This is a genomic window from Halomonas sp. SCS19 (assembly GCF_040147015.1).
Classification (GTDB): domain Bacteria; phylum Pseudomonadota; class Gammaproteobacteria; order Pseudomonadales; family Halomonadaceae; genus Halomonas; species Halomonas litopenaei.
This window is the reverse complement of sequence record NZ_JAMSHN010000001.1, coordinates 2,832,643-2,859,159: the sequence shown is the minus strand read 5'-3', so window position 1 is coordinate 2,859,159 and position 26,517 is coordinate 2,832,643. Positions and strand designations below refer to the sequence as shown.

The window sequence follows — 26,517 nt, the reverse complement described above, 5'->3', positions numbered from 1 at the left end:
CTCTTCGCCCCGCCGTTTTTCGTTCTCAGCATGGACACCGCGATTTCATGAAGTATCTCAGAACGCTCATTTTCTCCGCCGTGTGGCTGGTGATATCGCTTGGCGCCGCCGCGGCCCTGGGCGTCGTCGGTGCCGCCCTCTACTTCGCTCCTGGGCTTCCCGATGTCCGTCAACTGCAGGACTTCGAGCTGCAGACACCACTGCGCATCTATACCCGCGACGGTCAGCTGATCGGCGAATTCGGCGAGGAACGCCGCATGCCGGTCGACTTCGAGGACATTCCCGAGCCAATGCTCCAGGCACTGATGGCAGCAGAGGATTCGGCGTTCTTCGAACACCCCGGCGTCGACCCCAAGGGCCTGGCGCGGGCCGCAGTGGAACTGGTGTCCAGCGGTGGCGATATCCAGTCGGGCGGTTCGACCATCACCATGCAGGTGGCGCGCAACTATCTGCTGACGCTGGATCGTACCTTTACCCGCAAGCTGCGTGAGATCCTGTTGTCGCTGCAGATGGAACAGATCCTGAGCAAACAGGAAATCATGGAGCTCTATGTCAACAAGATCTTCCTGGGGCACCGTGCCTACGGCATCGCCGCCGCCGCCGAGGTCTACTACGACAAGCCGCTCGATGAGCTGACGCTGGCCCAGCACGCGATGATCGCAGGCCTGCCCAAGGCGCCTTCGGCCTTCAACCCCCTGGCCAACGCCGAGCGCGCGCTGATTCGCCGCAACTGGATCCTGTTTCGCATGCGTGAGCTGGGCTACATCGACCGGAGCGCCTATGACGAGGCGGTTCAGGCGCCGATCACCGCCAGTCGCCACGTGGCCAAGGCCGAGGTTCAGGCCGACTATGTCGCCGAGATGGCCCGTCAGTTCGCCACCGATCGCTTCGGTGACGAGGCCTATACCGGCAGCTATCGCATCACCACCACCATCGACAGCGAGCTCCAGCCCATGGCTCGCCAGGCGCTGGCCAATGGCCTGATCGCCTACGACACCCGCCATGGCTGGCGCGGGCCTGAGGACACCGAGATTCCTCAGAGTCTGGCCGAAGCCCAGGAAAAGACCGAGCGCACCGGCCTGGAGGAAGAGCTGTCCGAGTCCCCCGAGGTCATGGAAACGGCCCGTCGCGCGGCCGAACGCAGCCAGACCAGCGTCGAGGGCGTCGACGGCGACGTCAGCAACTGGCTGCAGGTACTGGAGCGCACCCCGACCTATGGTCCGCTGGAACCCGCCATCGTGGTGAAGAGCGAAGGCCGCGAGATGCAGGTGCTGGCCCATGAGGGCGAGCTGATCACCCTGTCCTGGGACGGGCTGGACTGGGCCGCGCCCTACAAGAGTGCCCGCTATCGTGGCGCCTCACCGTCCTCGGCCTCAGAGATCGCCAGCCGGGGTGACCTGGTGCGCATCCTCCAGCGCGAGGACGGCAGCTGGCGCCTGTCCCAGCAGCCCGGTGCCGAGGGCTCACTGGTGGTGATGGACCCGCAGACCGGCGCGATCCTCGCACTCCAGGCCGGCTTCGACTTCGACGCCAGCAAGTTCAACCGCGCGATTCAGGCCCGTCGCCAGGCCGGCTCCATCTTCAAGCCGTTCATCTACCTGGCGGGCCTGAACAGTGGCGAGGTGACCCCCGCCACCGTCATCAACGACGCCCCGGTGGTGCTCAACGACGGCAGCAACGAACTGTGGCGCCCGTCCAACTCCAGCGGTGACTTCCTCGGCCCGACCCGACTGCGGGTCGGCCTTGCCCGCTCGCGCAACCTGGTCACCATTCGCCTTCTGCAGAACATCGGGCTGAGTCGCACCATCGACTTCCTGGTGGATTTCGGCTTCTCCCGTGATCGTCTACCCAACGGCCTGTCGCTGGCACTGGGCAGCGCCAGCCTGACCCCGCTGGAGATGACCAACGCCTACGCGGTGCTGGCCAACGGCGGCTTCCGGGTATCGCCCTGGTTCATCGAGAAGATCACCCAGGGTGAGCAGCAGACCCTGGTGGAAGAGGCAAGCCCCCGCGTGGCCTGCCGCGAATGCAGCGAAAGCCAGACCACCACAGAGATCGACGGCAAGACCTACGAGGTGGCGCCCAGGGTCGCCAACGAGCGTGCCGTCTACCTGCTGCGCGACATGCTGCGCGACGTGGTCGAGCGCGGCACCGCCCGCCGCGCCCTGGCACTCGAGCGCACCGACATCGTCGGCAAGACCGGCACCACCAACGACCAGCGTGATGCCTGGTTTGCCGGCTTCAACGGCGACTACGCTGCCACCGTGTGGGTGGGCAAGGACGACAACACCCCCACCGCCGAGTACGGCGCCCAGGCCGCCTTGCCGATCTGGGTCGACTTCATGGGCCAGGCGCTGGCCGGCAAGCCGGAGAACATCCCCGAACAGCCGCCCGGCATCATCACCGCCAGGGTCGACGCCAACAGCGGTCGCCTGCTGCGCGACGGCCAGGGTGGCGGCGTCGAGGAACTGTTCGACGAAGACCACATGCCCACCGTACAGCCCCGCCGTGTCGAAAGCGCCGTCGAGCGCCACAGCGGCTCCCAGGGTACCGGCGCCTACGAAGCCATCTTCTAAGGCCATTACCCCTCCTTCCCGTCGGGAAGGAGGGGTCCCTTGTCACTTCGCGCTACCCACCACGCCTTGAACCTTCCTAGAGACCACCTTATGGTGATTTCCCGTTTTCATTTGCCCGCGACGGCACTATGCATTTTCGGGCTTTTTGTGCCGATAAATGCCGCGCTGGCGGACGCCTTCTACGCCCCGATCCCCGTCCATGACGACTCGCCGGACTTTCTCGGCCATGTCGAGTTCGGCTACACCCATCTGTCGGGCAACTCCAACAGCGAGACCTTTCTCGGCAAGGCTCAGCTGACCTGGCTGCAGGGGGCCTGGCTGTCACGCCTGCGCGGCGAGGCCCGCCACGCCAGCGAGGACAGCGAGACCAGTGCGGAGCAGTATCTGGTGTCCTTTCGCCAACGCCGCGAACTGGTCGGCCCGCACTATCTGTTCGGCTTCGGCCGCTGGGAGAAGGATCGCTTCAGCGGCTACGACCACCAGTTCACCGCCATCACCGGCTACGGCCGCCAGCTGATCGACGACGATCGCGCCCACCTGGCGCTGGAGGCAGGCCCCGGCTATCGTGCCGACATCCTGCCCGGCGAGAACGACCAGCGTCTGGCGGTGGCCTACGGCGCCCTGGAGGCCGGCTATGCGCTGAGCGATAGCGCCACCCTCGAACAGGAACTGTCGCTGGAGACCACCCGCAAGAACTCGACGGTGCGCTCCTATACCGCCCTGGATACCCGCATCAACGCCCATATGTCGCTGCGCCTGTCCCACGAGATCAAGCACAATTCGGATCCCCCCGAGGACGCCGAGGCCAAGACCGACCGCATCACCTCGGCCTCGCTGCGCTACGAGTTCTAAAGCAGCGTCCATTCCCCGATGGCCTCGCTGCGATACGAGTTCTCAAGCAGCTCTCATCCCTTGGGATCCCCCCGAGGATGCCGAGGCCAAGACCGACCGCATCACCTCGGCCTCGCTACGCTACGAGTTCTAGGGCAGCCCCCGATCAAGAACAGACCGGCTCCTGCGCCACGAGTTCTCAAGCAGCTCTCATCCCTTGAGGACGCCGAGGCCAAGACCGACCGCATCACCTCGGCGTCACTGCACTACGAGTTCTAGGGCAGCCCCCGATCAAGAACAGACCGGCTCCTGCGCCACGAGTTCTCAAGCAGCTCTCATCCCTTGAGGACGCCGAGGCCAAGACCGACCGCATCACCTCGGCGTCACTGCACTACGAGTTCTAGCGACCAGGACCGATCGGATTACGGCCACCAGACGCGACAAGGCCCTCCACTGGAGGGCCTTGTCGTTGCTGTCGAGACGTCTGGATCTAGCGGCGCCTGGATCTATCGGCGCCTGGCTCAGCCGCCGTAGACGTCGTCGATGGTCTTGAGCGGATAGTGCGACGGGTAGGGCTTTCTGGCCACGCCGGAGTCCACCGCCGCCTGGGCCACCGCCGAGGTCACCCGCTCCAGCAGACGCACGTCCACCGGGGTCGGAATGATGTACTCACGGCCGAAGCTCATGGCGTCCTGCTCGTAGGCTTCCAGCACCGCCTGGGGCACCGGCTCCCGCGCCAGGTCCTTGAGCGCGTGGACGGCGGCGACCTTCATCTCTTCGTTGATGCGGGTGGCGCGCACGTCCAGGGCACCGCGGAAGATAAAGGGAAAACCGAGCACGTTGTTGACCTGGTTCGGATAGTCCGAACGTCCGGTGGCCATGATCACGTCCGGGCGGGTCTCCCGCGCCAGGTCGGGATGGATCTCCGGATCCGGATTGGTGCAGGCGAAGACGATCGGGTCCTTGGCCATCTTGCGAATATGATCGGCGGTCATCAGGCCAGGGCCGGACAGACCGATGAACACATCGGCACCATCGATGGCGTCATCCAGGGTGCGCTTGTCGGTGTCCACCGCAAACATCGCCTTGTACTGGTTGAGGTCCTCACGACCTGTATGGATAACGCCCTTGCGGTCGAGCATCACCAGGTTCTCGGGGCGAGCACCACAGGCCACCAGCAGCTTCATGCAGGCGATCGCCGCGGCGCCGGCGCCCATGCACACGATACGCGCCTGGTCGAGGGACTTGCCGGCAATTTCCAGCGCATTGAGCATACCCGCCGCCGTGACGATGGCGGTGCCATGCTGATCATCGTGAAACACCGGGATCTTGCAGCGCTCGACCAGCGCCTGCTCGATCTCGAAACACTCCGGTGCCTTGATGTCCTCGAGGTTGATGCCGCCCCAGCTGTCGGCGATCCGCGCCACGGTATCGATGAATGCCTGGGGACTCTCGGCGTCGACCTCGATATCCACAGAGTTGATGCCGGCGAAGCACTTGAACAGCACACCCTTGCCTTCCATCACCGGCTTGCTCGCCAGCGGCCCCAGGTTACCGAGGCCAAGGATGGCGGTGCCGTCGGAGATCACCGCCACGGTGTTGCCCTTGCCGGTATAGCGATAGGCGTTTTCCGGGTCCCGCGCGATCTCTCGCACCGGCTCCGCCACGCCGGGACTGTAGGCCAGCGCCAGGTCCTTGGCCGTGGCGGTCGGCTTGGTCAGTTCGACCGACAGCTTTCCGGGAATGGGGAGGGCGTGATAGTCCAGCGCAGCCTGCTTCTTTGCGTCCGTCATGCTTGGTGTCCGGATGTCCTTGTGGAACGGTGGCAACACAATATAGAAAAATATTCCATTTCTCAACACGATTGAGAAAAGCGTCAGTTATACGCCCGTTTCAGGATTTTCGCTGACAATGTCGACAACTTTTGCTGCATTGCACCAACCCTTGTCATGAAGAAAGATGCAAGGAAGGTGAGCGCAGAGATGGGCCAAGGGTGACGCTGGAAGCTCACCGCTCGGGCAAGCGTGAGTTCGCCCATTGACAACGATGAGGCCCGACCATCGCCTCCCTTTGCTGCTTGAAGCCTAGTCGCCCGCCGCGCGTTGCGCATTGATGCAACGCAATAACGGGAACGCTCACGCGGTCGCGGGCCCTGCCCTTTGCCCCCTGTCCTTTCCCCACGTTCCTCTGCGCGCCCCAAGACGCAACGAACCCGCCATGAAGGCGGGTTCGAAGGGGACATTGCCCGAGCATCGTCGACCAGCGTTTCTCGCTGGCGCGTTCAGCTCCGTACGATCAACGCTTGAGCGCGGCACCGAAACGCTTGTTGAAGCGCTCGACGCGACCACCGGTGGTGGCCTGCTTCTGCTTGCCGGTGTAGAACGGGTGGCACTGAGAGCAGACGTCCAGGCTCAGGTCGTGGCCAGCGGTGGAACCGACCTCGAAGGTGGCGCCGCAGGAACAGGTCGCATTGACCGTCTTGTAATCCGGGTGGATACCTTGTTTCATCGTGAACCTCACTTTTCGGTATGCCGCCACCTGATCCATTGCCAGGCACCGCATACGGGTAATGGCACGGGCACTCGTTGGTGCGTCGTCAAGCCCCTGTGCCGGCCGGTGATCCGCTCCCATCAAGGAAGCGGCGGAGTATTCTAGCAGACTTCATTGTGGAGGCCAATTGGCTGACTCTCCTGCCCCGCGCGTGCTGCGGATCGCCATTCCATCCCCCCTTCGCCGCCTGTTCGACTACCTCCCCCAGGGGGTGCCCCCGCAAGGGGGCTGGTCGCCGGGGCTGCGCGTGCGCGTCGAGTTCGGCCGCCGTCAGGTGGTGGGCGTCATCGTCGACTGTCGTGACGACAGCGACCTGCCGCTGGCCAAGCTGAAGCCGATCCAGGCCTGTCTGGACAAGGCGCCGCTGCCAGGCGATTGGCTGTGGTTATGTCGATTCACCTCGCGCTACTACCAGCACGCCCTCGGCGACACCCTGGCCCATGCCATGCCGGTGTTGCTGCGTCAGGGACGCCCGCTGGAGGCGCGGGTACGCGAACGCTGGCAGGTCGCCTTGAACGGCGATCCTGCCCGCCTGGGCCGGGCTCCGCGCCAGGCCGAACTGCTGGAGATGCTGCGCCAGCATCCCCAGGGCCTCACCACCCAGGTGATCCAGGCGCAATCCTTCACCCGCGACCAGCTCAAGGCGCTGGAAGCCAAGGGGCTGGTGAGCTGCCACGAGGAAACCCTCACCGGCCCCACCCCCGACGACAGCCAGGGCCTGCTGGCGAGCCCGGCGCTGGCCCTGAACGACGAGCAGGCCAAGGCGCTGAACCAGCTCCACCAGGGGCTCGACCGCTTTCACCCTTGCCTGCTGCACGGGGTGACCGGCAGCGGCAAGACCGAGGTCTACCTGCAGTTGATCGAGGCGGTGGTGGCCAAGAAGCGCCAGGCGCTGGTGCTGATTCCCGAAATCGGCCTGACTCCGCAGACCCTGGGGCGCTTTCGCCAGCGCTTCCGGGTCCCGGTGGTGGCACTGCACTCGGGGCTGACCGACCACGAGCGCCTGGACGCCTGGGAGGCGGCGGCCAGCGGGAGGGCGCCGATTATCATCGGCACCCGCTCGGCCATCTTCACCCCGCTGGCTCGCCCAGGCCTGATCATCGTCGACGAAGAGCACGACGGTTCGTTCAAGCAGCAGGACGGACTACGCTACCACGCCCGCGACCTGGCGGTGGTGCGCGCCAAGCGCCATGGCATTCCGCTGCTGCTGGGGAGCGCCACGCCATCGCTGGAGAGCCTGCACCGCGCGCGCACCGGTGACTACGCTCACCTGCGGCTGACCCGGCGGGCCACTCGCCACGCTCCCGCTCGACTGGAGCTGGTCGACCTCAAGGGGCGCCCTCGACGCGGCGGCCTGATTCCGCCGGTCATCGACGCCATCAAGGCAACGCTGGATGCCGGCCACCAGGTGCTGGTGTTCATCAATCGCCGCGGTTTCGCCCCCACCCTGGCTTGTCACGCCTGCGGCTGGATGGCCGAGTGCGACCACTGTGACGCACGCATGACCTGGCACCGCCAGCCGCCGATGCTGGCCTGCCACCACTGCGATCGCCGCCGGGTCATTCCCGACGCCTGCCCGGACTGCGGCAGCGCCGACCTGCGTCCGCTGGGTAGCGGCACCGAGCGTACGGAGGAGAGCCTGGCCGAAACCTTTGCCGAGACCCCGGTCCACCGCATCGACCGCGATAGCACCCGGGCCAAGGACGCGCTCGAGAAGATGCTCACCGAGGTCCGGCGTGGCGAACCAGCGATCCTGGTCGGGACCCAGATGCTGGCCAAGGGCCACCATCTGCCCCACGTCACCCTGGTCGTGGTGGTCAACGCCGACGCCGGCCTCTACGCCAGCGACTTTCGCGCGCTGGAGCACTCGGCCCAGTTGCTTGAGCAGGTGGCCGGGCGCGCCGGCCGCGCCGCCCACCCTGGCCGAGTGCTGGTGCAGACCATGCACCCGGACGACCCCAGCCTTCGTCTATTGGCCGAGCGCGGCTACGACGCCCTGGCCGAGTCGCTGCTGGAAGAACGCCGCATCGCCGCCCTGCCGCCACTGCGCTTCATGTCCCTGGTCCGCCTGGAAGGCCCCCGGGAAGACGCCCTGACGGCACTCGCCCGGGAGATCGCCGGCGAATTGCGCGAGCAGGTACGTAGCCTGGCTCTGGATCTCGACTGCCTCGGCCCGGTACCTGCCCCCATGGAGCGCCGTCAGAACCGCTACCACCTGCAGATCGCGCTGATGGCGGAGCGACGCAGTCAGCTGCACCCCGCGCTCGAATGGCTAGCCCACCGTCTGGAAGCCTGGCCCGAGGCGCGGCGTATCCGCTGGTCCATTGACGTCGATCCGCAGACCCTGAGCTGAGGTCCGATACGCTGAGCTTTGCCGCCCCGGCCTTTAAAGGCCAGGCGCAATCATCGATAATACGCGGTCTGCCCGCCGACAGGTGCTCCCGCCAGGATTCGCCACGCTCGGCCACCGTGCCACAGGACATAGACGCCTCATGAAAGACACCATCGTTGCGCTGCTGGATGCCGCTCTTGCCGAGCTCAAGCAGCAGGAAGTCGTTCCCCAGGAGCTTTCCCCGGCCTACAAGGTCGACCCGACCAAGGACAAGGCCCACGGCGACTACGCCACCAACCTCGCCCTGATGCTGGCCAAGCCGGCCAAGGCCGCACCGCGCCAGGTGGCGGAAAAACTGGTAGCGGCCCTGCCCGAAAGCGCCGCCGTGTCCAAGGTCGAGATCGCCGGCCCCGGCTTTATCAACTTCTTCGCCGCCACCGACGCCGCGGCCCAGGTGGTGCGCCAGGTGCTGGACGCCGGCGACGCCTTCGGCCGCAGCCTGGCCGGCGCTGGCGAAAAGGTGCAGGTGGAGTTCGTTTCCGCCAACCCCACCGGCCCCCTTCATGTCGGCCACGGCCGAGGAGCCGCGGTGGGCGACTGCCTGTGTCGCCTGCTCGAGGCCACCGGCTACGACGTCACCCGCGAGTTCTACTACAACGACGCCGGCGCCCAGATCACCAATCTGGCGCTGTCGGTGCAGGCCCGCGCCAAGGGGCTGGGCCCGGACAGCGACGGCTGGCCGGAGGACGGCTACCGCGGTGGCTACATCGAGGACGTGGCCAAGGCCTACCTGGCCGGCGAGACCATCCACGCCGACGACCGCCACGTCACCGCCAAGGGTGACCCGGAGGATCTCGACGCCATCCGCGAGTTCGCAGTGGCCTACCTGCGTCGCGAACAGGACCTGGACCTGCGCGCCTTCGGCGTCGGCTTCGATGTCTACTTCCTCGAGTCCTCGCTGTACCAGCAGGGCAAGGTCGAGGAGACCGCCCGTCGCCTGACCGAAAACGGCCACACCTACGAGCAGGACGGCGCCCTGTGGCTGCGCACCACCGACTTCGGTGACGACAAGGATCGGGTGATGCGCAAGAGCGAGGGCGGCTACACCTACTTCCTGCCCGACGTGGCCTACCACCTGGACAAGTGGCAGCGCGGCTTCACCAGCGTGATCAACGAGCAGGGTGCCGACCACCACTCCACCGTGACCCGGGTACGCGCCGGCCTGCAGGCGCTGGATGTCGGTATCCCCCAGGGCTGGCCGGACTATGTGCTGCACCAGATGGTGCTGGTCACCCGTTCCGGGGTCGAGGTCAAGCTGTCCAAGCGGGCCGGCAGCTACGTTACCCTGCGCGACCTGATCGACGAGGTCGGCCGCGACGCCACCCGCTTCTTCCTCGCCGCCCGTCGCGCCGACTCCCAGCTGACCTTCGACATCGATCTGGCGCGCTCGCAGTCCAATGACAACCCGGTGTACTACGTCCAGTACGCCCACGCCCGGGTGTGCAGCGTGCTGCGCAAGGCCGAGAGCGAAGGCCTGGCCTTCGACCACGCCACCGCCATGGCCAACCTGGGCCTGCTTGAGGCAGACCAGGAAAAGGCCCTGCTCAATCGCCTGGCGCGCTATCCCGAGGTGGTCGAGCACGCCGCCAAGGCCCGAGAGCCGCAGCAGATCGCCCAATATTTGCAGGATCTGGCAGCCGACTTCCATAGCTGCTACAACGCCTGCAAAGTCATGGTCGACGACGACGCCCTGCGCAATGCGCGCCTGGCGCTGGGCCTGGCCGCGCGTCAGGTGCTGCGTAATGGACTCGACCTGATGGGCGTCGGTGCACCGGAGGAGATGTAAGCCATGGCCACTCGCAAGGCGCCCCCGCGCAAGCGCGGAGCAACCACCAGCCAGAAGCGCAGGCAAGCACCCAAGCAGGCCCGCGGAGGTATCCCCGGCTGGCTGTGGGCCGCCGTCGGCGTGGTCGCAGGCTTCCTGCTGGCCCACCACCAGAACGGTACCGCTCCCTGGCAGGATCCCCGTTCACCGGTGGCGGCGGTACTGCCCAAGCCCTCCAGCGGCGAGCAGCAGGGCAGCAATGCGAGTGGCAGTGCACAAGGCGGACAGGCCAGCGAAAGCGAGCCGCCGATGCCGACGTTCGAGTTCTATACCCTGCTGCCGGAGTCCGAAGTCATCGCCTCCGACGAGGAGATGCCGGCGTCCACCGCCAAGCGCCCCGAGGCGGCCCAGCCGAGCGAGGACGAGATCTCCGCGGACGACCCCATCGCCGCGGTGATCGCCGCCAACTCCCGCGAAGAGGAAGCGTCGTCCACGCCATCCGAGACACCGCGCAGCGCCGAGCGTCGCTACATGCTGCAGGCGGCCTCCTTCCGCGAGGTCAACGATGCCCGACAGCTCGCCGGGCGACTCAAGGACTTCGGCCTGCTGGCCAAGATCAGCGAGGTCGAAGCCACCGGCGGCGCCACCTGGCATCGCGTGCAGGTCGGCCCCTACAGCGATCGCAATGAACTGTCGCGGGCCCAGGATCTAATGAGCACTCAAGGCATCGAGCCGCTGCTGATCCAGCTGCAGAACTGACGTCGGCACACCTCCTCCTTCTGAAGCTACGCCCACCAGGCCCAGAACATCACGTCTGGGCCTGGTGCGTGCTGGCCACCGCTCAAGCACCCATCGTGGCGGCGTCTCTCTTCCTCTGTTGCACCGTCTTCTTGGCGCAGCGAGCCGCATTCCCGAGTCGCCCGCGCTTGAAATCCTTGCGACCCGCCCGCACCTACCAGCCTATCGCTTATGCAGAGGGCTCTGCCCCTCGACAGTCACCGGAGGCCTCGGCTTCCCCAAGGAGAATTCTCCATGACCACGATCGTTTCCGTTCGCCGCGGCGACCAGGTGGCATTGGCCGGCGATGGCCAGGTGTCACTGGGCAACACGGTGATGAAGGGCAACGCCAGCAAGGTGCGTCGCCTCTATCACGGCCAGGTGCTGGCCGGTTTTGCCGGCGGCACCGCCGACGCCTTCACCCTGTTCGAACGCTTCGAGGCCCAGCTGGAGAAGTACCAGGGCAACCTGGTCAAGGCCGCGGTGGAGCTGGCCAAGGACTGGCGCACCGATCGCGCCCTGCGCCGCCTCGAGGCGCTGCTGGCGGTGGCCGACAAGAAGGCCTCGCTGATCATCACCGGCAACGGTGACGTGGTGGAACCCGAGCGTGGCATCATCGCCATCGGCTCCGGCGGCAACTACGCCCTGTCCGCCGCCCGCGCGCTGCTCGAGAACACGGAACTGTCGCCCCGCGAGATCACCGAGAAGTCGCTGGAGATCGCCGGTGACATCTGCGTGTTCACCAACCATCACGTGACCCTGGAAGAGCTTTGATCATGACCCAGATGACGCCCCGCGAAATCGTCCACGCGCTGGATCAGTACATCGTCGGTCAACAGGATGCCAAGCGCTCCGTGGCCATCGCCCTGCGTAACCGCTGGCGCCGCATGCAGCTCGACGGCGAGCTGCGCCAGGAGGTCACCCCCAAGAACATTCTGATGATCGGCCCCACCGGCGTCGGCAAGACCGAAATCGCCCGGCGCCTGGCCAAGCTGGCCAAGGCTCCCTTCATCAAGGTCGAGGCGACCAAGTTCACCGAGGTGGGCTACGTCGGCCGTGACGTCGAGTCGATCATCCGTGACCTGACCGAGGCAGCGATCAAGCTGGTACGCGAGCAGGCCAAGGAAGAGGTCGGCCACCGCGCCGAGGACGCCGCCGAGGATCGCATCCTCGACGCCCTGCTGCCGCCGCCCCGTGGCCAGGAAAACGAGCCGCGCGAGGACTCCTCGACGCGCCAGATGTTCAGGAAGAAGCTGCGTGAAGGCCAGCTCGACGACAAGGAGATCGAGATCCAGGTGTCGCCCCAGGCACCCAACCTCGAGTTCCAGACACCGCCGGGCATGGAAGAGATGACCAGCCAGCTACAGAACCTGTTCTCCGGCATGGGCAAGGGCAAGACCGAGACCCGCAAGGTCACGGTCAAGGAGGCCTTCACCATCCTGCGCGACGAAGAGGCCGGCAAGCTGGTCAACGAGGACGACATCAAGTCCCGCGCGGTGGAGGCGGTGGAGCAGAACGGCATCGTCTTCCTCGACGAGATCGACAAGGTCGCCAAGGGCAGCGGTCAGTCCAGCGGCGGTGAGGTCTCCCGCGAGGGCGTCCAGCGCGACCTGCTGCCGCTGATCGAAGGCTCCACGGTGTCGACCAAGTACGGCATGGTGAAGACCGACCACATCCTGTTCATCGCCTCCGGCGCCTTCCACCTGTCGCGTCCCTCGGATCTGATCCCCGAGCTGCAGGGCCGTCTGCCGATCCGTGTCGAGCTGTCGGCGCTGACGCCGGACGACTTCAAGCGCATCCTGACCGAGCCGTCCGCCGCCCTGACCCGTCAGTACGAGGCGCTGCTGGCCACCGACGGCCTCGAAGTGCGCTTCACCGATGACGGCATCGAGCGCATCGCCGAGATCGCCTTCAACGTCAATGAAGGCACCGAGAACATCGGCGCCCGTCGCCTGCACACGGTAATGGAGCGGCTGCTCGAGGAGGCCTCGTTCAAGGGCTCGGATCTCGGCAACCCGCTGATCATCGACCGTGCCTACGTCGATTCTCAGCTCGGCGAACTGGCCATGGACGAGGATCTGAGCCGGTATATCCTGTAACCACCGGCCAAGCACCCTCGATGACCGGGCCGCCGCGCACTGCGCCGCGGCCCGGTCGTGCTTTCGATGCCGCAAATGCTGAAGTCAGGGCACGCCCACCGTGCTGAAACAGAGAGGATCGCCATGAGCGCCCCCACTCCGACCCTGGTGCACTACCACAGAAAGGCCCGCGAGCTCGAGATCGGCTACGCCGACGGCTCCCGCCACCGCCTGTCGGTGGAGTACCTGCGGGTGTTTTCTCCCTCCGCCGAGGTCCGTGGCCACGGCGGCGACACCGCCACCCTTCAGGTGGGCAAGAAGGACGTGGGCCTTGCCGACATCACCCAGGCGGGCCGCTACGCCCTCAAGCTGCACTTCGACGATGGCCACGACAGCGGCCTTTACAGCTGGGACTATCTGGACTGGCTGATCCGCGAGCGCGAGGCCAACTGGACCGACTATCTCAAGCGTCTGGACGAGGCCGGCGCCAGTCGCGAGCCGCTGGGTATCGAGATCCGTCAGCTGTAGCGATCGACACCGGTGTGGCGACAAGCCGGGTGACGGTCAAAGACAAGCCACCTCGGCAAGGCTACAATGGCCGCTGCCAAAGAGCCCCCATCGGCTCTTCTCGCAATCGCTCACGACTCGGGAGTCCCATGGATAAGCGCACCACCCACTTCGGTTTTCAGGACGTGCCGGTCGAGGAAAAGGCCTCACGTGTCGCCGATGTCTTCCACAGCGTGGCGGCTCGCTACGACGTGATGAACGACCTGATGTCCTTCGGTATCCATCGGCTGTGGAAGCGCCTGACCATCGAACGTTCCGGCGTCCGGCCTGGTCATAGCGTACTCGACATCGCCGGCGGTACCGGCGACCTGGCGCTGAAGTTCTCGCGCATGGTGGGACCGCGCGGCAAGGTGGTGCTGGCCGACATCAACGCCTCCATGCTTGGGGTGGGACGCGACAAGCTGATCGACCGTGGTGTCGGTGGCAACGTCGAGTACGTCCAGGCCAATGCCGAATGCCTGCCATTTCCCGACAATACCTTCGACTGCATCACCATCGCCTTCGGTCTGCGCAACGTCACCGACAAGGACGCCGCCCTGGCCTCCATGGCGCGCATCCTCAAGCCCGGCGGCCGCCTGCTGGTGCTGGAATTCTCCAAGCCCGACAATCCGCTGTTGACCCGCGCCTACGACGAGTACTCCTTCCGTCTGCTGCCGAAGATGGGCGAAATGGTGGCCGGCGACGCCGACAGCTATCGCTATCTGGCCGAGTCGATCCGCATGCACCCGGATCAGGAAACGCTCAAGGGCATGATGGAAACCGCCGGACTCGAGCGCGTCGAATACACCAATCTCACCGGCGGCATCGTCGCGCTGCATCGCGGCATCAAGCTTTGAGGACATGATGGCCTTGACCCCGACCCTGCTGCTGGCCGGCATCGAGAAGACCGTCAACGCCCTGCTCGCACGCGACCCTGCCTCGCCTTCTCGGCTGCGCTCGCTGGCGGGCCAGCGGGTGCTGATGTGCCTGGAGTCCCCGCGTGTCCAGCTGGCGCTGTGCTATCACCCCCAGGGGGTTGACCTGCTGCTGGTGGACGAGGTCGATGAAGGCGCCTGGGACGCCATCGTCGAGCTGGACAGCGACACCCTGGGCCGGCTGGCCGGCGGCGCCGACATGGAACGGCTGATGTTCGAGGGCCGTCTGGCGGTGCGCGGCAAGATCCACCTGCTCGAGGCGACCCGCGACCTGCTGCTGGATCTCGACCTGGACTGGGAGGCTGAGCTTGCCCGCTATCTCGGCGACCTGCCGGCTCACCAGCTCGCCGAAGGCCTGCGCGGCCTGTCCCGCTGGGGCCTGCGCACCCACCGTGAGCTGTGTGCCGATGTCTCCGAGTACGTCTTCGAGGAAGCCCGCTGGCTGCCCGGCCGCCATCAGCTCGAGGCCATGCGCGAGGCGCTGACCGAACTGGAGCTGGCCACCGACCGTACCGAGGCACGTCTCAAGCGCCTGACCCGTCGCCTGGCCCGGGAGAACGACGTCTCATGATCCTCCGCCCGCTGCGCATCATCTGGGTCGTCACCCGCTACCGTCTCGACACCCTGCTGCCGCTGGAAAAGCTGCCCTGGTGGCTGCGGCTGATATTCACCTGGTCGCCGCTCAAGCTGATTCCCGTCGGCGAGCGCTCCCGCGGCGAACGCCTGCGTCTGGCGCTGGAGTCGCTAGGACCGATCTTCGTCAAGTTCGGCCAGATGTTGTCGACCCGTCGCGACCTGTTCCCCGACGATATCGCCAATGAACTCAAGCGGCTGCAGGATCAGGTACCGCCCTTCCCCGGCGAGCAGGCCGAAGCACTGATCGAGGAGTCCCTGGGCGAGCCGCTCGAGGTACTGTTCGCCGAATTTTCCCGTGAGCCGCTGGCCTCGGCCTCGATCGCCCAGGTCCACACCGCCAGGCTGCCCGACGGCCAGGACGTGGTAGTCAAGGTGATTCGCCCAGGCATCGAGCGGGTCATGCGCCAGGACATGGCGCTGATGTACCTGGTGGCGCGAGCGCTGAACAAGGTGCCGGAAGCGCGCCGGCTGCACCCGGTGGAAGTGGTCCGCGACTACGAGACCACCCTGTTCGACGAGCTCGACCTGACCAAGGAAGCGGCCAACACCTCCCAGCTCAAGCGCAACTTCGACAAGTCGCCACTGTTGTATGTGCCGTCGATCCACTGGCCGCTGACCCGCCACAAGGTGATGGTCCAGGAACGCATCCACGGCGTGCCGGTGGCCGACATCGAGGCGCTCAAGGCCCAGGGCACCGACCTGAAGCGTCTGGCCGAGCGCGGCGTGGAGATCTTCTTCACCCAGGTGTTCCGCGACAACTTCTTCCACGCCGACATGCACCCGGGCAACATCTTCGTCTCCCGCCAGGCGCCGTCCGACCCCCAGTACATCGCCATCGACTGCGGCATCGTCGGCAGCCTTACCCGGGAAGACCAGGACTACCTGGCGCGCAACCTGCTGGCCTTCTTCCACCAGGACTACTACGAGGTCGCGGCGCTGCACATCGAGTCCGGCTGGGTGGCCGAAGATACCCGCGCCAACGAGTTCGCGGCGGCGGTGCGCACGGTATGCGAGCCGATCCTCGAGAAACCGCTCAAGGACATCTCGTTCGGCCAGGTGCTGCTGGGCCTGTTCCAGACCGCGCGGCGTTTCAACATGGAAGTCCAGCCCCAGCTGGTGTTGCTGCAGAAGACCCTGCTCAATATCGAGGGTCTGGGCCGTCAGCTCTACCCGGACCTGGACCTGTGGGCCACCGCCAAGCCCTACCTGGAGCGCTGGATGAAGGAGCGCGCCGGCGCCCAGGGCCTGTGGGAGTCGTTCAAGCGGCAGGCACCGGAGCTGACCCGGCAGCTACCGGAATTGCCGGTGCTGGCCCACCAGGCGCTGTCCCAGACCGAGAAGCGATCGCGCCAGATCACCCAGCAGGGCGAGGTCATGACCCATATTCTCGGCCAGCTGACCCGCCAGGCCAGGCGCATACGCCGGACGCGACTGGGGCTCGCCCTGGCCGCGGTGGCGCTGGCCTGGCAACCGCTGTCCGGCTGGTTGACCGATCAGCCCTGGCCGGTCCTGGTCGCTGCGGGCATCGGCACACTGCTGGTGATCTGGAACTGATCTTTTAATGGAATCTTCACCGATGAGCGATATTCTGAACCAGCTCGACGCCGCCCTCAGCGAACGTCGGCACGCCGATCCTGACACTTCCTACGTTGCCTCCTTGCATCACAAGGGGCTGAACAAGATACTCGAGAAGGTGGGCGAAGAGGCGGTGGAGACCGTGCTTGCCGCCAAGGATGTTGACGCGGATCCAGCCAGTCGCGAGGCGTTGATCGCCGAAACGGCAGACCTGTGGTTTCATAGTCTGGTGATGCTCTCGCACCTGGGACTCGACCATCGGCAGGTGCTGGATGAACTCGCCCGACGCTTCGGCGTATCGGGGCATGAGGAGAAGGCCTCGCGCCGCTCCTGAGCCTCGGCGGGAACCAACGATTCACGGCGCCTGGCGCCGCATATTGAGGAAGTTCTTATGTTAGGTGGTATCAGTATCTGGCAACTGCTGATCGTACTCGGCATCATCATCCTGATCTTCGGCACCAAGAAGCTCCGCAACGTTGGCAGCGACCTGGGTGGCGCGGTCAAGGGCTTCAAGAAGGCCGTCAACGAAGATGAGGACAAGTCGGAGGAGGCCAAGCCCCAGGCTCAGGTCCGTCATGACGAGACCGATACGCCCAACAACACCTACGACGTCGAGGCGGAGCGCAAGCCCGAATCCTCCGACGAGCGCAAGTAACGCCACATGTTCGATATCGGCTTTCTGGAACTGCTGATCATCGGGGTGGTGGGACTGCTGGTGCTGGGTCCCGAGCGCCTGCCCAAGGCCGCGCGTACCGCCGGCCTGTGGATCGGACGCATCAAGCGTTCGGTGGCCGGCATGCAGCGTGAGATCAGCGCCCAGCTCGAGGCCGAGGAACTGCGCCAGAAGCTCAAGGAGCAGGAACGCAAGCTGGACGACAGCGTCAACCAGGCCAAGCGCAGCGCCGAACAAGCCAAGCGCAGCGTGGAATCCATCGCCGACACCCCGAACAAGGGCAACGGCGGGCAGGCGGATTCCACCGGCGCCCAGTCTGCCTCGGCCGGCCAGCGGCTGGACGACGCCGTCGACAGCGCCGCACGCGCCTCGTCGTCCAGCGCTTCGGCTTCCACGCTCTCCCCCGCTCCCAGCGATGACACCGCCTCTTCCGAGCACAAGGACTCCGCCACCCGATGAGCGATACCGGTGACACTCCGCCGTCAAGTCAGGGCCACGCCCCACTGATCGAACACCTGGTGGAGCTGCGCTCGCGGCTGATGCGCGCCGTGATCGCCATCCTGGTGATCTTCCTGGCGCTCTACGCCTTTTCCAACGACATCTACCAGTTTGTCGCAGACCCCCTGATGGAGCTGCTGCCGGAAGGCTCCCAGATGATCGCCACCGAGGTGGCGTCGCCCTTCCTGGCGCCGTTCAAGTTGACCCTGGTAGTGGCGGTGTTCGTGGCCATTCCCTTCGTCCTGCACCAGGCCTGGGCCTTCGTGGCGCCAGGGCTGTACGACAAGGAAAAGGCCCTGGCGCTACCGCTTCTGGCCTCGAGCGTCCTGCTGTTCTATCTCGGCGCGGCCTTCGCCTACTACGTGGTCTTTCCCCTGCTGTTCGCCTTCTTCACCCAGACCGGGCCGGAGAACGTGCAGGTGATGACCGATATCAACCAGTATCTCAACTTCGTGCTGAAGCTGTTCTTCGCCTTCGGTATCGCCTTCGAGATCCCGATTGCCACCTTCCTGCTCATCCTCACCGGCGCCGCCAGCGTCAAGAGCCTGAGCGCCAAGCGCCCCTACGTCATCCTCGGCTGTTTCGTCATCGGCATGCTGATGACCCCGCCGGACGTGGTCAGCCAGAGCCTGCTGGCGGTACCCATGTACCTGCTCTACGAGGTCGGGCTGCTGTTCGGCCGGCTGGTCAAGAGGCGGAGCAGCGATGACGAGGAAGCGCCGGACGAGGCGTGATCGCCACACCGGCAGAGCCCCCGTCAGCAGAATGCACAAAGCCCGAGGCATTGGCCTCGGGCTTTGCTTTTTTACCGCTCTCGCACCGGTGTTGTTCAAGGCGCTTGGCGACAATGATCAGTGGCGTCTCAGCGGGGCATGGCCCCGCTGAGACGGCGCTCAGGTGTTGACGTCCATCATCTCGTCGATGCGATCCACCAGCTTGTTGATGCCCAGCGCCGCCTCGCTGATGCGGGTGGCCAGCATATAGGCGGGGGTGGTCACCAGGCGATGCTCGAAGTCCACCACGATATCGTCCACCGCACAGCTGCGATGCAGGCCGCCCATGGCGCTGATGCAGCCACACACCTCGGGGTCGGTACCGATGGTGACGGCGATGCCCGGCCCCAGCACCTTGGGCACCAGCACCGGCGCGATGCACATCAGACCGATCGGCTTGCGCGCATCGTGAAACTCGATCAACAACTCAGCCAGGTCTTCGTGGACCTCCATCTCGGACTTGGCCGTGGCGTAGTTCGAAAGATTCTTGGCCACCCCGAAGCCACCGGGCAGGATCAGGGCATCGAAGTCCGATGCCGACAGTTCGTCCAGCGGCGAAATCTCGCCACGAGCCAGGCGGGCGGACTCGACCAGCACATTGCGCGACGCCTCGACGGCCTCCCCGCTGTGGTGGTCGATCACCTCCTGGTGAGCGATATCCGGGGCAAAACAGCGATAGGCGATGCCCAGCTGGTCCAGGCGCAGCAGGGTCAGGGTGGTCTCGTAGATCTCGGAACCATCCTGTACGCCGCAGCCCGACAAGACGATCGCTACCTGTTTACTCATGTCATTCTCCTTTATAGCGCGTCGCGAACGGGCCCGGACGCGGCCAAGACTGCCACTACTCTAGAGAGTCGCCACGGGTGCGACAAGACGCGACTTTCGGCGAACGGGAGAGGAGGAATATACTCAATCAATGTCATGCTTTTGTCATGAAGTGCCACCAGACTAGCGCGTGGCGCCGAATCCTTGCTTCCGTGGAGTGCCGTCTTGAGTGCCATTACCCCTCGTCTTTACCCCGCCAGCCGTCCTCGCCGCATGCGCAAGGACGACTTCTCCCGCCGCCTGATGCGCGAGAACCAGCTGAGTGCCGACGATCTGATCTGGCCAGTCTTCGTGCTCGAGGGCGAAGGCCGCCGTGAGGCTGTACCGTCCATGCCCGGGGTCGAGCGCCTGTCGCTGGACCTGTTGATCGAAGAAGCCCGCGAGGCCGTCGAGCTGGGCATTCCCGCCATTGCGCTGTTTCCGGTGGTCGACGCCGACAAGAAGAGCGAGCTGGCGGAGGAAGCCTACAGCGCCAGCGGCCTGGTCCAGCGTAGCGTGCGCGAGCTCAAGGCCGCCCTGCCCGAGCTCGGCGTGATCACCGATGTCGCCCTGGACCCCTACACCAGCCACGGTCAGGACGGCATCCTCGATGAAGACGGCTATGTGGCCAATGACCGCACCGTCGAGACCCTGATCAAGCAGGCGCTGTCCCATGCCGAGGCCGGGGCCGACGTGGTCGCCCCTTCCGACATGATGGACGGGCGTATCGGTGCCATCCGTGAACTGCTCGAGCGTGAAGGCCTGCCCAACACCCGCATCATGGCCTACAGCGCCAAGTACGCCTCGCGCTACTACGGCCCCTTCCGCGATGCGGTGGGCTCGGCGGCCAACCTGGGCAAGGCCGACAAGTCGACCTACCAGATGGACCCGGCCAACAGCGACGAGGCCCTCCACGAGGTCGCCATGGACATCACCGAAGGTGCCGACATGGTGATGGTCAAGCCCGGCATGCCCTACCTGGACGTGGTCCGCCGGGTCAAGGACGAGCTGCGGGTGCCCACCTACGCCTATCAGGTGAGCGGTGAATACGCCATGCACATGGCCGCCTTCGACAACGGCTGGCTGGACGCTGACACTGTCATCCTCGAGTCGCTGATGTGCTTCAAGCGTGCCGGCGCCGACGGCGTGCTGACCTACTTTGCCAAACGCGCGGCCAGGCTATTGGCCCGCTGATCAGGGGAGGGAGCGGCGCCCTTCCCGAGCCCCGATGAGGAACCACCATGGAAGACGCGCAGAGCGACAACGCCACGATTGAACATGCGACCCTGGGCAAGTCCGACGTCTCGATGAGCGACGCGCCCCAGGCCGATACCCCGGTGCCGCGCCTTAACCAGACGCGCACCGGCATCAAGCCCAAGGCAATGCCGGACCCTGAGGCCGACCTCACTGACCCGAGCCTCTACTTCAATCGCGAGCTGTCGCATCTGCAGTTCAACATCCGGGTGCTGGAACAGGCGCTGGACCAGGCGCACCCGCTGCTCAACCGCCTGATGTTCCTGTTGATCTTTTCCTCCAACATGGACGAGTTCTTCGAGATCCGGGTGGCCGGACTGAAGAGCCAGCTGGCCCTGGGCGACGACACCACCGGTGCCGACGGCCGCAGCCCGCGTTCGGTGCTCGACGAGATCTCGAAGATCGCCCACGAGCACGTGGAGCGTCAGTACCGCATCCTCAACGAGCAGCTGATCCCTGCCATGGAAGCCCACAACATCCGCTTCCGTCGGCGTGGGGACTGGACCAAGCAGCAGCGCAAGTGGGTCCATGATTACTTCTCCACCGAGATCATCCCGGTGGTCAGTCCCATCGGGCTGGACCCCTCGCACCCCTTCCCGCGGCTGGTCAACAAGAGCCTCAACTTCATCGTCGAGCTCGAGGGCAAGGACGCCTTCGGCCGCGAGGGCGGCCTCGCCATCCTGCCGGCGCCACGTTCGCTGCCCCGGGTCATCGCGCTGCCGGAAGAGCTGTGCGAGGAAGGCTTCACCGAGTATCTGTTCCTGTCGTCGATGATCCACGCCCACGCCGACGAGGTGTTCCCGGGGATGAAGGTCAAGGGCTGCTACCAGTTCCGTCTGACCCGCAACGCCGACATGACGGTGGATCCCGAAGAAGTCTCGGACCTGGCCTCGGCCCTGCGCGGCGAGTTGCTGGCCCGGCGTTACGGCAGCGGCGTGCGCCTGGAGGTGGCCGACAACTGCCCCGAGGAGCTTTCCGACTTCCTGATCAAGCAGTTCCAGCTCGAACCCAGTGACCTCTATCGGGTCAATGGCCCGGTCAACCTGACCCGCATGATGTCGGTACTGGGTGACGCCGACCGACCCGATCTGATGTACCGCTCCTTTACCCCCGGCGTGCCCAAGCAGGTCAAGCAACCCAACTCCATCATGCAGTCGATGCAGGAAGGCGACATCCTGCTGCACCACCCCTTCCAGTCGTTCACCCCGGTGGAGGACCTGCTGCGCGAGGCCGCCCGCGACCCCGACGTGCTGGCGATCAAGCAGACGCTGTATCGCACCGGTGCCGACTCACCCATCGTCAACGCCCTGGTCGAAGCCGCCGGCCAAGGCAAGGAAGTGACCGTGGTCATCGAACTGCGCGCCCGCTTCGACGAAGCCGACAACCTGGCGCTGGCCTCGCGCCTGCAGGAGGCCGGCGCCATCGTCATCTACGGGGTGATGGCCTACAAGACCCACGCCAAGATGATGCACATCGTGCGTCGCGAGAAGGGCGCGCTGCGCCACTACGCTCATCTCGGCACCGGCAACTATCACTCCAAGACGGCCAAGCTCTACACCGACTACAGCCTGCTCACCGCGGACCCTGTGCTGTGCGCCGACGTGCACAAGGTGTTCCAGCAACTGTCCGGCATGGGCCGCACCCGCCAGATCGAGAAGCTGCTGCACGCCCCCTTCACCCTGCACGAACGGGTCGTGGAAATGATCGAGCGGGAGGCAAGCTACGCGCGCAAGGGCAAGCGCGCCCATATCATCGTCAAGTGCAACTCGCTGACCGAACCCAAGCTGATCCAGGCGCTCTACCGCGCCTCCCAGGCCGGCGTCGAGTGCGACCTGATCATCCGCGGCATGTGCTGCCTGCGCCCCGGCCTGCCCGGTATCTCCGAGAATATCCGGGTGCGCTCGGTGATCGGTCGCTTCCTCGAACACACCCGGGTGTTCCACTTCCACAACGACGGCAAGCCCGAGATATGGGGCTCCAGCGCGGACTTCATGGCGCGCAACATGTTCCATCGGGTCGAGACCTGCTTCCCGCTGCTCGACAAGAAGCTCGCCGCCCGGGTGCGCAAGGACCTCGAGACCTACCTGGTCGACAACTGCCAGAGCTGGCTGCTGCAGGCCGACGGCACCTACATCAAGCAGGATCCGGGCGAGGCCGCACCGATCTCCGCCCAGGAAACGCTGCTGTACGCCTACGCCGCTCGCGCTTGAGTAACGCCCCGCATTGACGCGCCATCGGCGCGTCGATAACACCACCCAGGCCCCTCGCCAGCGACGCTGGCGAGGGGCTTTTCATGTTGTCGTCATGTGTCCTGACGGCTGCCGGACGCCGCGCGACCTGCGCCTTGGCCGCCCCAAGCGGTTCCCGGACCAACCGCCTCCCGCTTCAGGCTGCCGATCATCCAGCCCTGGACACCCAGACCCTAGAAAAAACACCCCGGCTCCCTGAAAAGGGAGCCGGGGTGCTGGGGCGGCGCAAGACGTCAGACGTAGAGAACGCCCCTGGAGGTTGCCCGAAAGGCCGACGCAAGCCGGCACCTTTCGGACACGTCCTAGACGCCGATCTGGCCGCCGTCTTCGCGCTGGATCACCACCGTGGCGGCGCGCGGTCGCACGCTGGCATCAGACGCCTGGGTCGCGTCGTCACTGGCCGGCCAGTTGCCCGGATGCTGGATATTGATAAACAGCGCGGTCTTGTCCGGCGTGGGGAAGATGCCAGTGACCTCGCAGCCGTTGGGGCCCACGCAGAAACGCTTGAGCTTGTCCTGGTTGGCCCCGGAGATCACCGCGGCGGCACCATCGGCACGCTCGAGCTCCGCCGGCACGACCGCCAGCACCTGGTCATTGGTGCTCTCGGTGACGCCCTCGTAGCCGTTGTCGGTCTGGATCCACAGGATGCCCTGGCCGTCGCCGCGCTCATCGAAGTAGAGCCCATCGGGACTGGCGAATTCGTTGTCGGCGGTCAGCCCGGACAGGTTGTTCTGGTCACTGGCCGCGGCACCGAACACGAATACCTCCCAGTCGAAGGCGGTGGCATCGCTGCCCTCGCGCCAGCGGATGATCTGACCGGCCTCGTTGTTCGCCCGCGGGTTGGCCGCATTGACCGGTGCCGTGGCGTAGCCGTTGCCCAGCGCGGTGATGTTGTCGCCGTCGCCGGTCAGGGTCGCCTCGGTGCCGTCTTCGGTACGCTTCGAGTTGTTGGTCAGGGTCATGTAGACCTCGCCGGTGGACGGGTCCACCGCGCCCCACTCAGGGCGATCCATCGGTGTGGCACCCATCAGGTCGGCGGCATCACAGGTGTGGATGATCACCCCGGCCAGGTCATCGGCGTCGAGTTCCAGCGCCTCGGCCAGGGTACGGCCATCCTGGGTGGAAGCGTCCGGCGTCAGCGGCAGCCACTCGCCGCTGCCATCGGCGTTGAAGCGAGCGACGTAAAGGGTGCCGCTGTCCATGTACTTGTCACCGATCGCCAGGCGATCGGCCTCGGCGCCGGGAGCGATGGCATCCGCCGGGTCCCAGGCCGCCTCCGAGACAAACTTGTAGATGTACTCGTTGCGCGAGTCGTGACCGGAGTAAAACACCACCGGCTCGCCTGCTACCAGCTTGCCCGGCCAGCAGCCCTCGTGGCGGAAGCGGCCCAGCGCCGTGCGCTTGATCGCCTGCCTGCCGGTATAGGGGTCGATCTCGACGATATAGCCGAACTGACGCGGCTCGTTGCGGTAGTCACCGCTGGCGTCGTCGGCGACGGGGTCGCCGATCAGACGGGTAAATTCGTCGTCGCGTTCGCTGTCATCACCCGCGGCGGTCTCCCAGCCGTAGCGTCCGCGACCACTGGCGATGCCAAGACGGTCATCGTCCAGGGTACGGCCTTCGTTCTTGACGAAGTAGGCCGGCCAGTTCTCCTCGCAGGTGAGGTAGGTACCCCAGGGCGTGTAGCCGTGGGCACAGTTGTTGTTGGTGCCGCGAGCCTGGGTGCCGCCCGGGGAATACCTGGTCTTGACATAGTCGCTGCCCGCCACCGGCCCTGACAGGTGCATCGGGGTGGCGCTGGTGTAGCGACGGTTATGGGCGGAACCCTTGACGTGGCTCCAGCGACCATCGGCGTCCTTCTTCACCTCGACCACGGTCACCCCGTGGGCGTTGATCTCGGTGCGCACCTCGTCCGCCGGACGCTTGCCTTCGGTCATGTTGGTAGGGCCGCCCTGGGGCGCCCACAGCGCGTTCTCGTCGATGTATTCGTTGTTCATCACCAGCAGGAAGCGCTCGGAGGCCGTGCTCTCATCCAGCGCGAAAGGATGCATGCCGTCGTGATGCATGCCGACGCTGGCCGCCTGGGCCTGGGGCGTCATCGTCAGATCCTCGCTCCATTCGGGCGCGCTGTCGTCAAGCGGCGTACCCCAGGGCACCAGCACCTGGGCGGTATAGCCCGGCGGCACCACCACGGCGTCGCTGCGCGAACCGGCAATCGACTCGAAGGCCAGCGCCAGCGGCGTCTTGGCCATCCCTGACGACGGCTCGTTGGCGAAGGCCGAGAGACCAAAGCTTCCCAGCATGGTCATGGCCGCCATGCCCATGCCACCCTTCATCACCCCTCGCCGGGAAAGACGACGGTCGAGCACCGAGGAGAAGGGTTCATTACGGCTGGGGTTCAACAGACGATGATCTTCAATTTCCTTGCTCATTGCGCAGTCCTCTTCTTGCAGCCCTCTGTTCGCCGTCAAGGCGTGGGCTGTCGGTGCCAGTCACTGTTGCCGGCCTCGGGTATCGGAGGGGAAAGTCGATCACAGGGGCGACGGCGGTCCGCCGACAACACTAGGTAGTCCAGATGACACTCGTATGACGATAGACGAGGTTGACGCAGAGCACAGGAAGTAGCGCTATTGTAAAAAGAGTAACAGTTGGTGAAAGAAAATGGCTTCGCTCGTCGACACAGTGCACCAACAATCGCTATCGACAGGACCAGAACCATGTGGAATCTGGGACACCGACATCAGCGCATACTTCTTATGCCCCAACGCGCCCCTTCAGCCGACGAAGATCCCGAGCCTCGTTGGTACTGGGTCCACTGTGTCGATCAACAGAGCCTCGACCGGGGCAGCGCCGCCAATGTCCAATCGCTTTCATGCCTCGACCAGGCACTTCCCTGTTGTCTCGTCATACCGCCACAATCGGTCACCCTGGTAACGCTGGACGGCGCCCTGGCCGAGGAGGTCGACAGCAGGGAGTCACTGGATGAACTGGTTGAGCGGGAGCTTTGCGTAATACCGCACACTCTCGCGCTCCATGTGCTCTATCGTGATGACAGCGCCCTGGATGTCATGGTGGTGCAGCGTACCCTGCTGGCCCAGTGCAGCCGACGCCTGGGACGCCATCACCTCTCGCCCCGCTGGTGGGCCAGCGCCTTCCAGGGTCTGCCGCCGCCCGAACCCGACACCCTGGGCGTACTGCCCTGGGGCGACGACTGGATGCTGAAGTGGCGCCACCCCGAGACCCCTGAACGGGAGCGCTGGCTGTGCTGGCCCAAGAGTCAGGACATGGAGGACCTGAGCGACCATCTTCCGGAAGTGCTGCGCGAGTCGCCATGGAATTGTCCACTGGCCCCCCAGGCCGTCAACGGCCTCGACTGCCTGGACTTCTGTGCCCGCCACCTGCCCGAGGACCTGCCACTGGTGCCCTCGGACATCGGAGGTGAGGGTCAGCCTAGGGAGAAGAAGCCCGAGCCCGCGTAGAGGCAGCGTGATCGCTATCGCTAAACTTCGCTGCCACTGGCCCAAAAAACGTGTAGAGGCGTTTGAAGCGACGAGAGGGAATGCTGAAGTCATATCGTGAGCGATGACGAGCCGGATGCCGCCGGA

Annotated in this window: 22 protein-coding genes; 18 read left to right on the top strand and 4 right to left on the bottom strand. The window is 65.5% G+C overall.

The annotated features are described in order from the left end of the window. The first annotated feature begins 47 nt into the window (after window positions 1-47). A complete protein-coding gene (locus tag NFH97_RS12545) occupies window positions 48-2,576 on the top strand; it encodes a penicillin-binding protein 1A (protein WP_108132307.1) in 2,529 nt (842 codons plus the stop codon). A gap of 147 nt (window positions 2,577-2,723) precedes the next feature. Continuing rightward, on the top strand, window positions 2,724-3,428 hold the full coding sequence (locus NFH97_RS12540; RefSeq protein ID WP_349624888.1) for a DUF481 domain-containing protein: 705 nt from the start codon (window positions 2,724-2,726) through the stop codon (window positions 3,426-3,428). A gap of 500 nt (window positions 3,429-3,928) precedes the next feature. Here NFH97_RS12540 and NFH97_RS12535 read toward each other — a convergent pair whose 3' ends face one another. Together NFH97_RS12535 and rpmE are read right to left on the bottom strand one after the other, a co-directional pair. Continuing rightward, the gene (locus tag NFH97_RS12535) at window positions 3,929-5,200 is read right to left on the bottom strand and encodes a malic enzyme-like NAD(P)-binding protein (protein ID WP_045991146.1); all 1,272 of its coding nucleotides are present in this window, start codon (window positions 5,198-5,200) and stop codon (window positions 3,929-3,931) included. Between the two features lie 502 nt (window positions 5,201-5,702). Continuing rightward, window positions 5,703-5,915: a 50S ribosomal protein L31 gene (gene rpmE / locus NFH97_RS12530; protein ID WP_045991147.1), complete on the bottom strand. Its 213-nt coding sequence runs from the start codon at window positions 5,913-5,915 to the stop codon at window positions 5,703-5,705. 169 nt (window positions 5,916-6,084) lie between these two features. On the opposite strand from rpmE, the gene NFH97_RS12525 reads away from it, so the two are divergent. The 13 genes from NFH97_RS12525 to tatC all read left to right on the top strand — a co-directional run bounded on the left by NFH97_RS12525 (window position 6,085) and on the right by tatC (window position 18,566). Further along, a complete protein-coding gene (locus NFH97_RS12525; protein WP_349624887.1) occupies window positions 6,085-8,310 on the top strand; it encodes a primosomal protein N' in 2,226 nt (741 codons plus the stop codon). A 139-nt stretch (window positions 8,311-8,449) separates the two neighbouring features. Beyond that, on the top strand, window positions 8,450-10,135 hold the full coding sequence (gene argS / locus NFH97_RS12520; protein ID WP_349624886.1) for an arginine--tRNA ligase: 1,686 nt from the start codon (window positions 8,450-8,452) through the stop codon (window positions 10,133-10,135). 3 nt (window positions 10,136-10,138) lie between these two features. After that, window positions 10,139-10,873: an SPOR domain-containing protein gene (locus NFH97_RS12515; protein WP_108132302.1), complete on the top strand. Its 735-nt coding sequence runs from the start codon at window positions 10,139-10,141 to the stop codon at window positions 10,871-10,873. Window positions 10,874-11,146: 273 nt separating this feature from the next. After that, a complete protein-coding gene (gene hslV / locus NFH97_RS12510; protein WP_045991151.1) occupies window positions 11,147-11,665 on the top strand; it encodes an ATP-dependent protease subunit HslV in 519 nt (172 codons plus the stop codon). A 2-nt stretch (window positions 11,666-11,667) separates the two neighbouring features. After that, window positions 11,668-12,990, top strand: a complete 1,323-nt coding sequence (gene hslU / locus NFH97_RS12505; protein ID WP_222516054.1) for an ATP-dependent protease ATPase subunit HslU — start codon at window positions 11,668-11,670, stop codon at window positions 12,988-12,990. A gap of 123 nt (window positions 12,991-13,113) precedes the next feature. Beyond that, entirely contained in the window at window positions 13,114-13,497 is a 384-nt protein-coding gene (locus tag NFH97_RS12500; RefSeq protein ID WP_045991153.1) for a gamma-butyrobetaine hydroxylase family protein, read from the top strand. 128 nt (window positions 13,498-13,625) lie between these two features. Continuing rightward, window positions 13,626-14,372, top strand: coding sequence for a bifunctional demethylmenaquinone methyltransferase/2-methoxy-6-polyprenyl-1,4-benzoquinol methylase UbiE (ubiE, locus tag NFH97_RS12495; protein ID WP_222516055.1), 747 nt, complete (start codon window positions 13,626-13,628; stop codon window positions 14,370-14,372). 7 nt (window positions 14,373-14,379) lie between these two features. Further along, entirely contained in the window at window positions 14,380-15,021 is a 642-nt protein-coding gene (locus tag NFH97_RS12490) for a ubiquinone biosynthesis accessory factor UbiJ (protein ID WP_045991278.1), read from the top strand. Continuing rightward, on the top strand, window positions 15,018-16,640 hold the full coding sequence (ubiB, locus tag NFH97_RS12485) for a ubiquinone biosynthesis regulatory protein kinase UbiB (protein WP_045991155.1): 1,623 nt from the start codon (window positions 15,018-15,020) through the stop codon (window positions 16,638-16,640). The genes NFH97_RS12490 and ubiB overlap by 4 nt, the downstream gene beginning before the upstream one ends. 22 nt (window positions 16,641-16,662) lie before the next feature. Further along, window positions 16,663-16,995: a phosphoribosyl-ATP diphosphatase gene (locus tag NFH97_RS12480; RefSeq protein WP_045991156.1), complete on the top strand. Its 333-nt coding sequence runs from the start codon at window positions 16,663-16,665 to the stop codon at window positions 16,993-16,995. Window positions 16,996-17,052: 57 nt separating this feature from the next. Further along, the gene (gene tatA, locus NFH97_RS12475; protein ID WP_045991157.1) at window positions 17,053-17,316 is read left to right on the top strand and encodes a Sec-independent protein translocase subunit TatA; all 264 of its coding nucleotides are present in this window, start codon (window positions 17,053-17,055) and stop codon (window positions 17,314-17,316) included. A gap of 6 nt (window positions 17,317-17,322) precedes the next feature. Continuing rightward, window positions 17,323-17,793 (top strand): Sec-independent protein translocase protein TatB, encoded by a 471-nt coding sequence (gene tatB, locus NFH97_RS12470; RefSeq protein ID WP_045991158.1) that lies wholly within the window; start codon window positions 17,323-17,325, stop codon window positions 17,791-17,793. Beyond that, the gene (tatC, locus tag NFH97_RS12465; protein ID WP_045991159.1) at window positions 17,790-18,566 is read left to right on the top strand and encodes a twin-arginine translocase subunit TatC; all 777 of its coding nucleotides are present in this window, start codon (window positions 17,790-17,792) and stop codon (window positions 18,564-18,566) included. Before tatB ends, tatC begins: the two co-directional genes overlap by 4 nt. 159 nt (window positions 18,567-18,725) lie before the next feature. On the opposite strand, the gene elbB is transcribed toward tatC, so the two are convergent. Further along, window positions 18,726-19,391: an isoprenoid biosynthesis glyoxalase ElbB gene (gene elbB / locus NFH97_RS12460; RefSeq protein ID WP_108449754.1), complete on the bottom strand. Its 666-nt coding sequence runs from the start codon at window positions 19,389-19,391 to the stop codon at window positions 18,726-18,728. Window positions 19,392-19,595: 204 nt separating this feature from the next. Here elbB and hemB point away from each other — a divergent pair, with 204 nt between their 5' ends. Both hemB and ppk1 read left to right on the top strand, forming a co-directional pair. Next, complete coding sequence (hemB, locus tag NFH97_RS12455) at window positions 19,596-20,603, top strand: porphobilinogen synthase (RefSeq protein ID WP_108132299.1); 1,008 nt, start codon at window positions 19,596-19,598, stop codon at window positions 20,601-20,603. Window positions 20,604-20,650: 47 nt separating this feature from the next. Further along, the gene (gene ppk1, locus NFH97_RS12450) at window positions 20,651-22,873 is read left to right on the top strand and encodes a polyphosphate kinase 1 (RefSeq protein ID WP_349624885.1); all 2,223 of its coding nucleotides are present in this window, start codon (window positions 20,651-20,653) and stop codon (window positions 22,871-22,873) included. Window positions 22,874-23,214: 341 nt separating this feature from the next. Here the strand turns inward: ppk1 and NFH97_RS12445 are convergent, their stop codons facing one another. Then, complete coding sequence (locus tag NFH97_RS12445) at window positions 23,215-25,344, bottom strand: PhoX family protein (protein ID WP_349624884.1); 2,130 nt, start codon at window positions 25,342-25,344, stop codon at window positions 23,215-23,217. A gap of 324 nt (window positions 25,345-25,668) precedes the next feature. On the opposite strand from NFH97_RS12445, the gene NFH97_RS12440 reads away from it, so the two are divergent. Next, entirely contained in the window at window positions 25,669-26,391 is a 723-nt protein-coding gene (locus NFH97_RS12440) for a hypothetical protein (protein ID WP_222570008.1), read from the top strand. Window positions 26,392-26,517 lie beyond the last annotated feature (126 nt).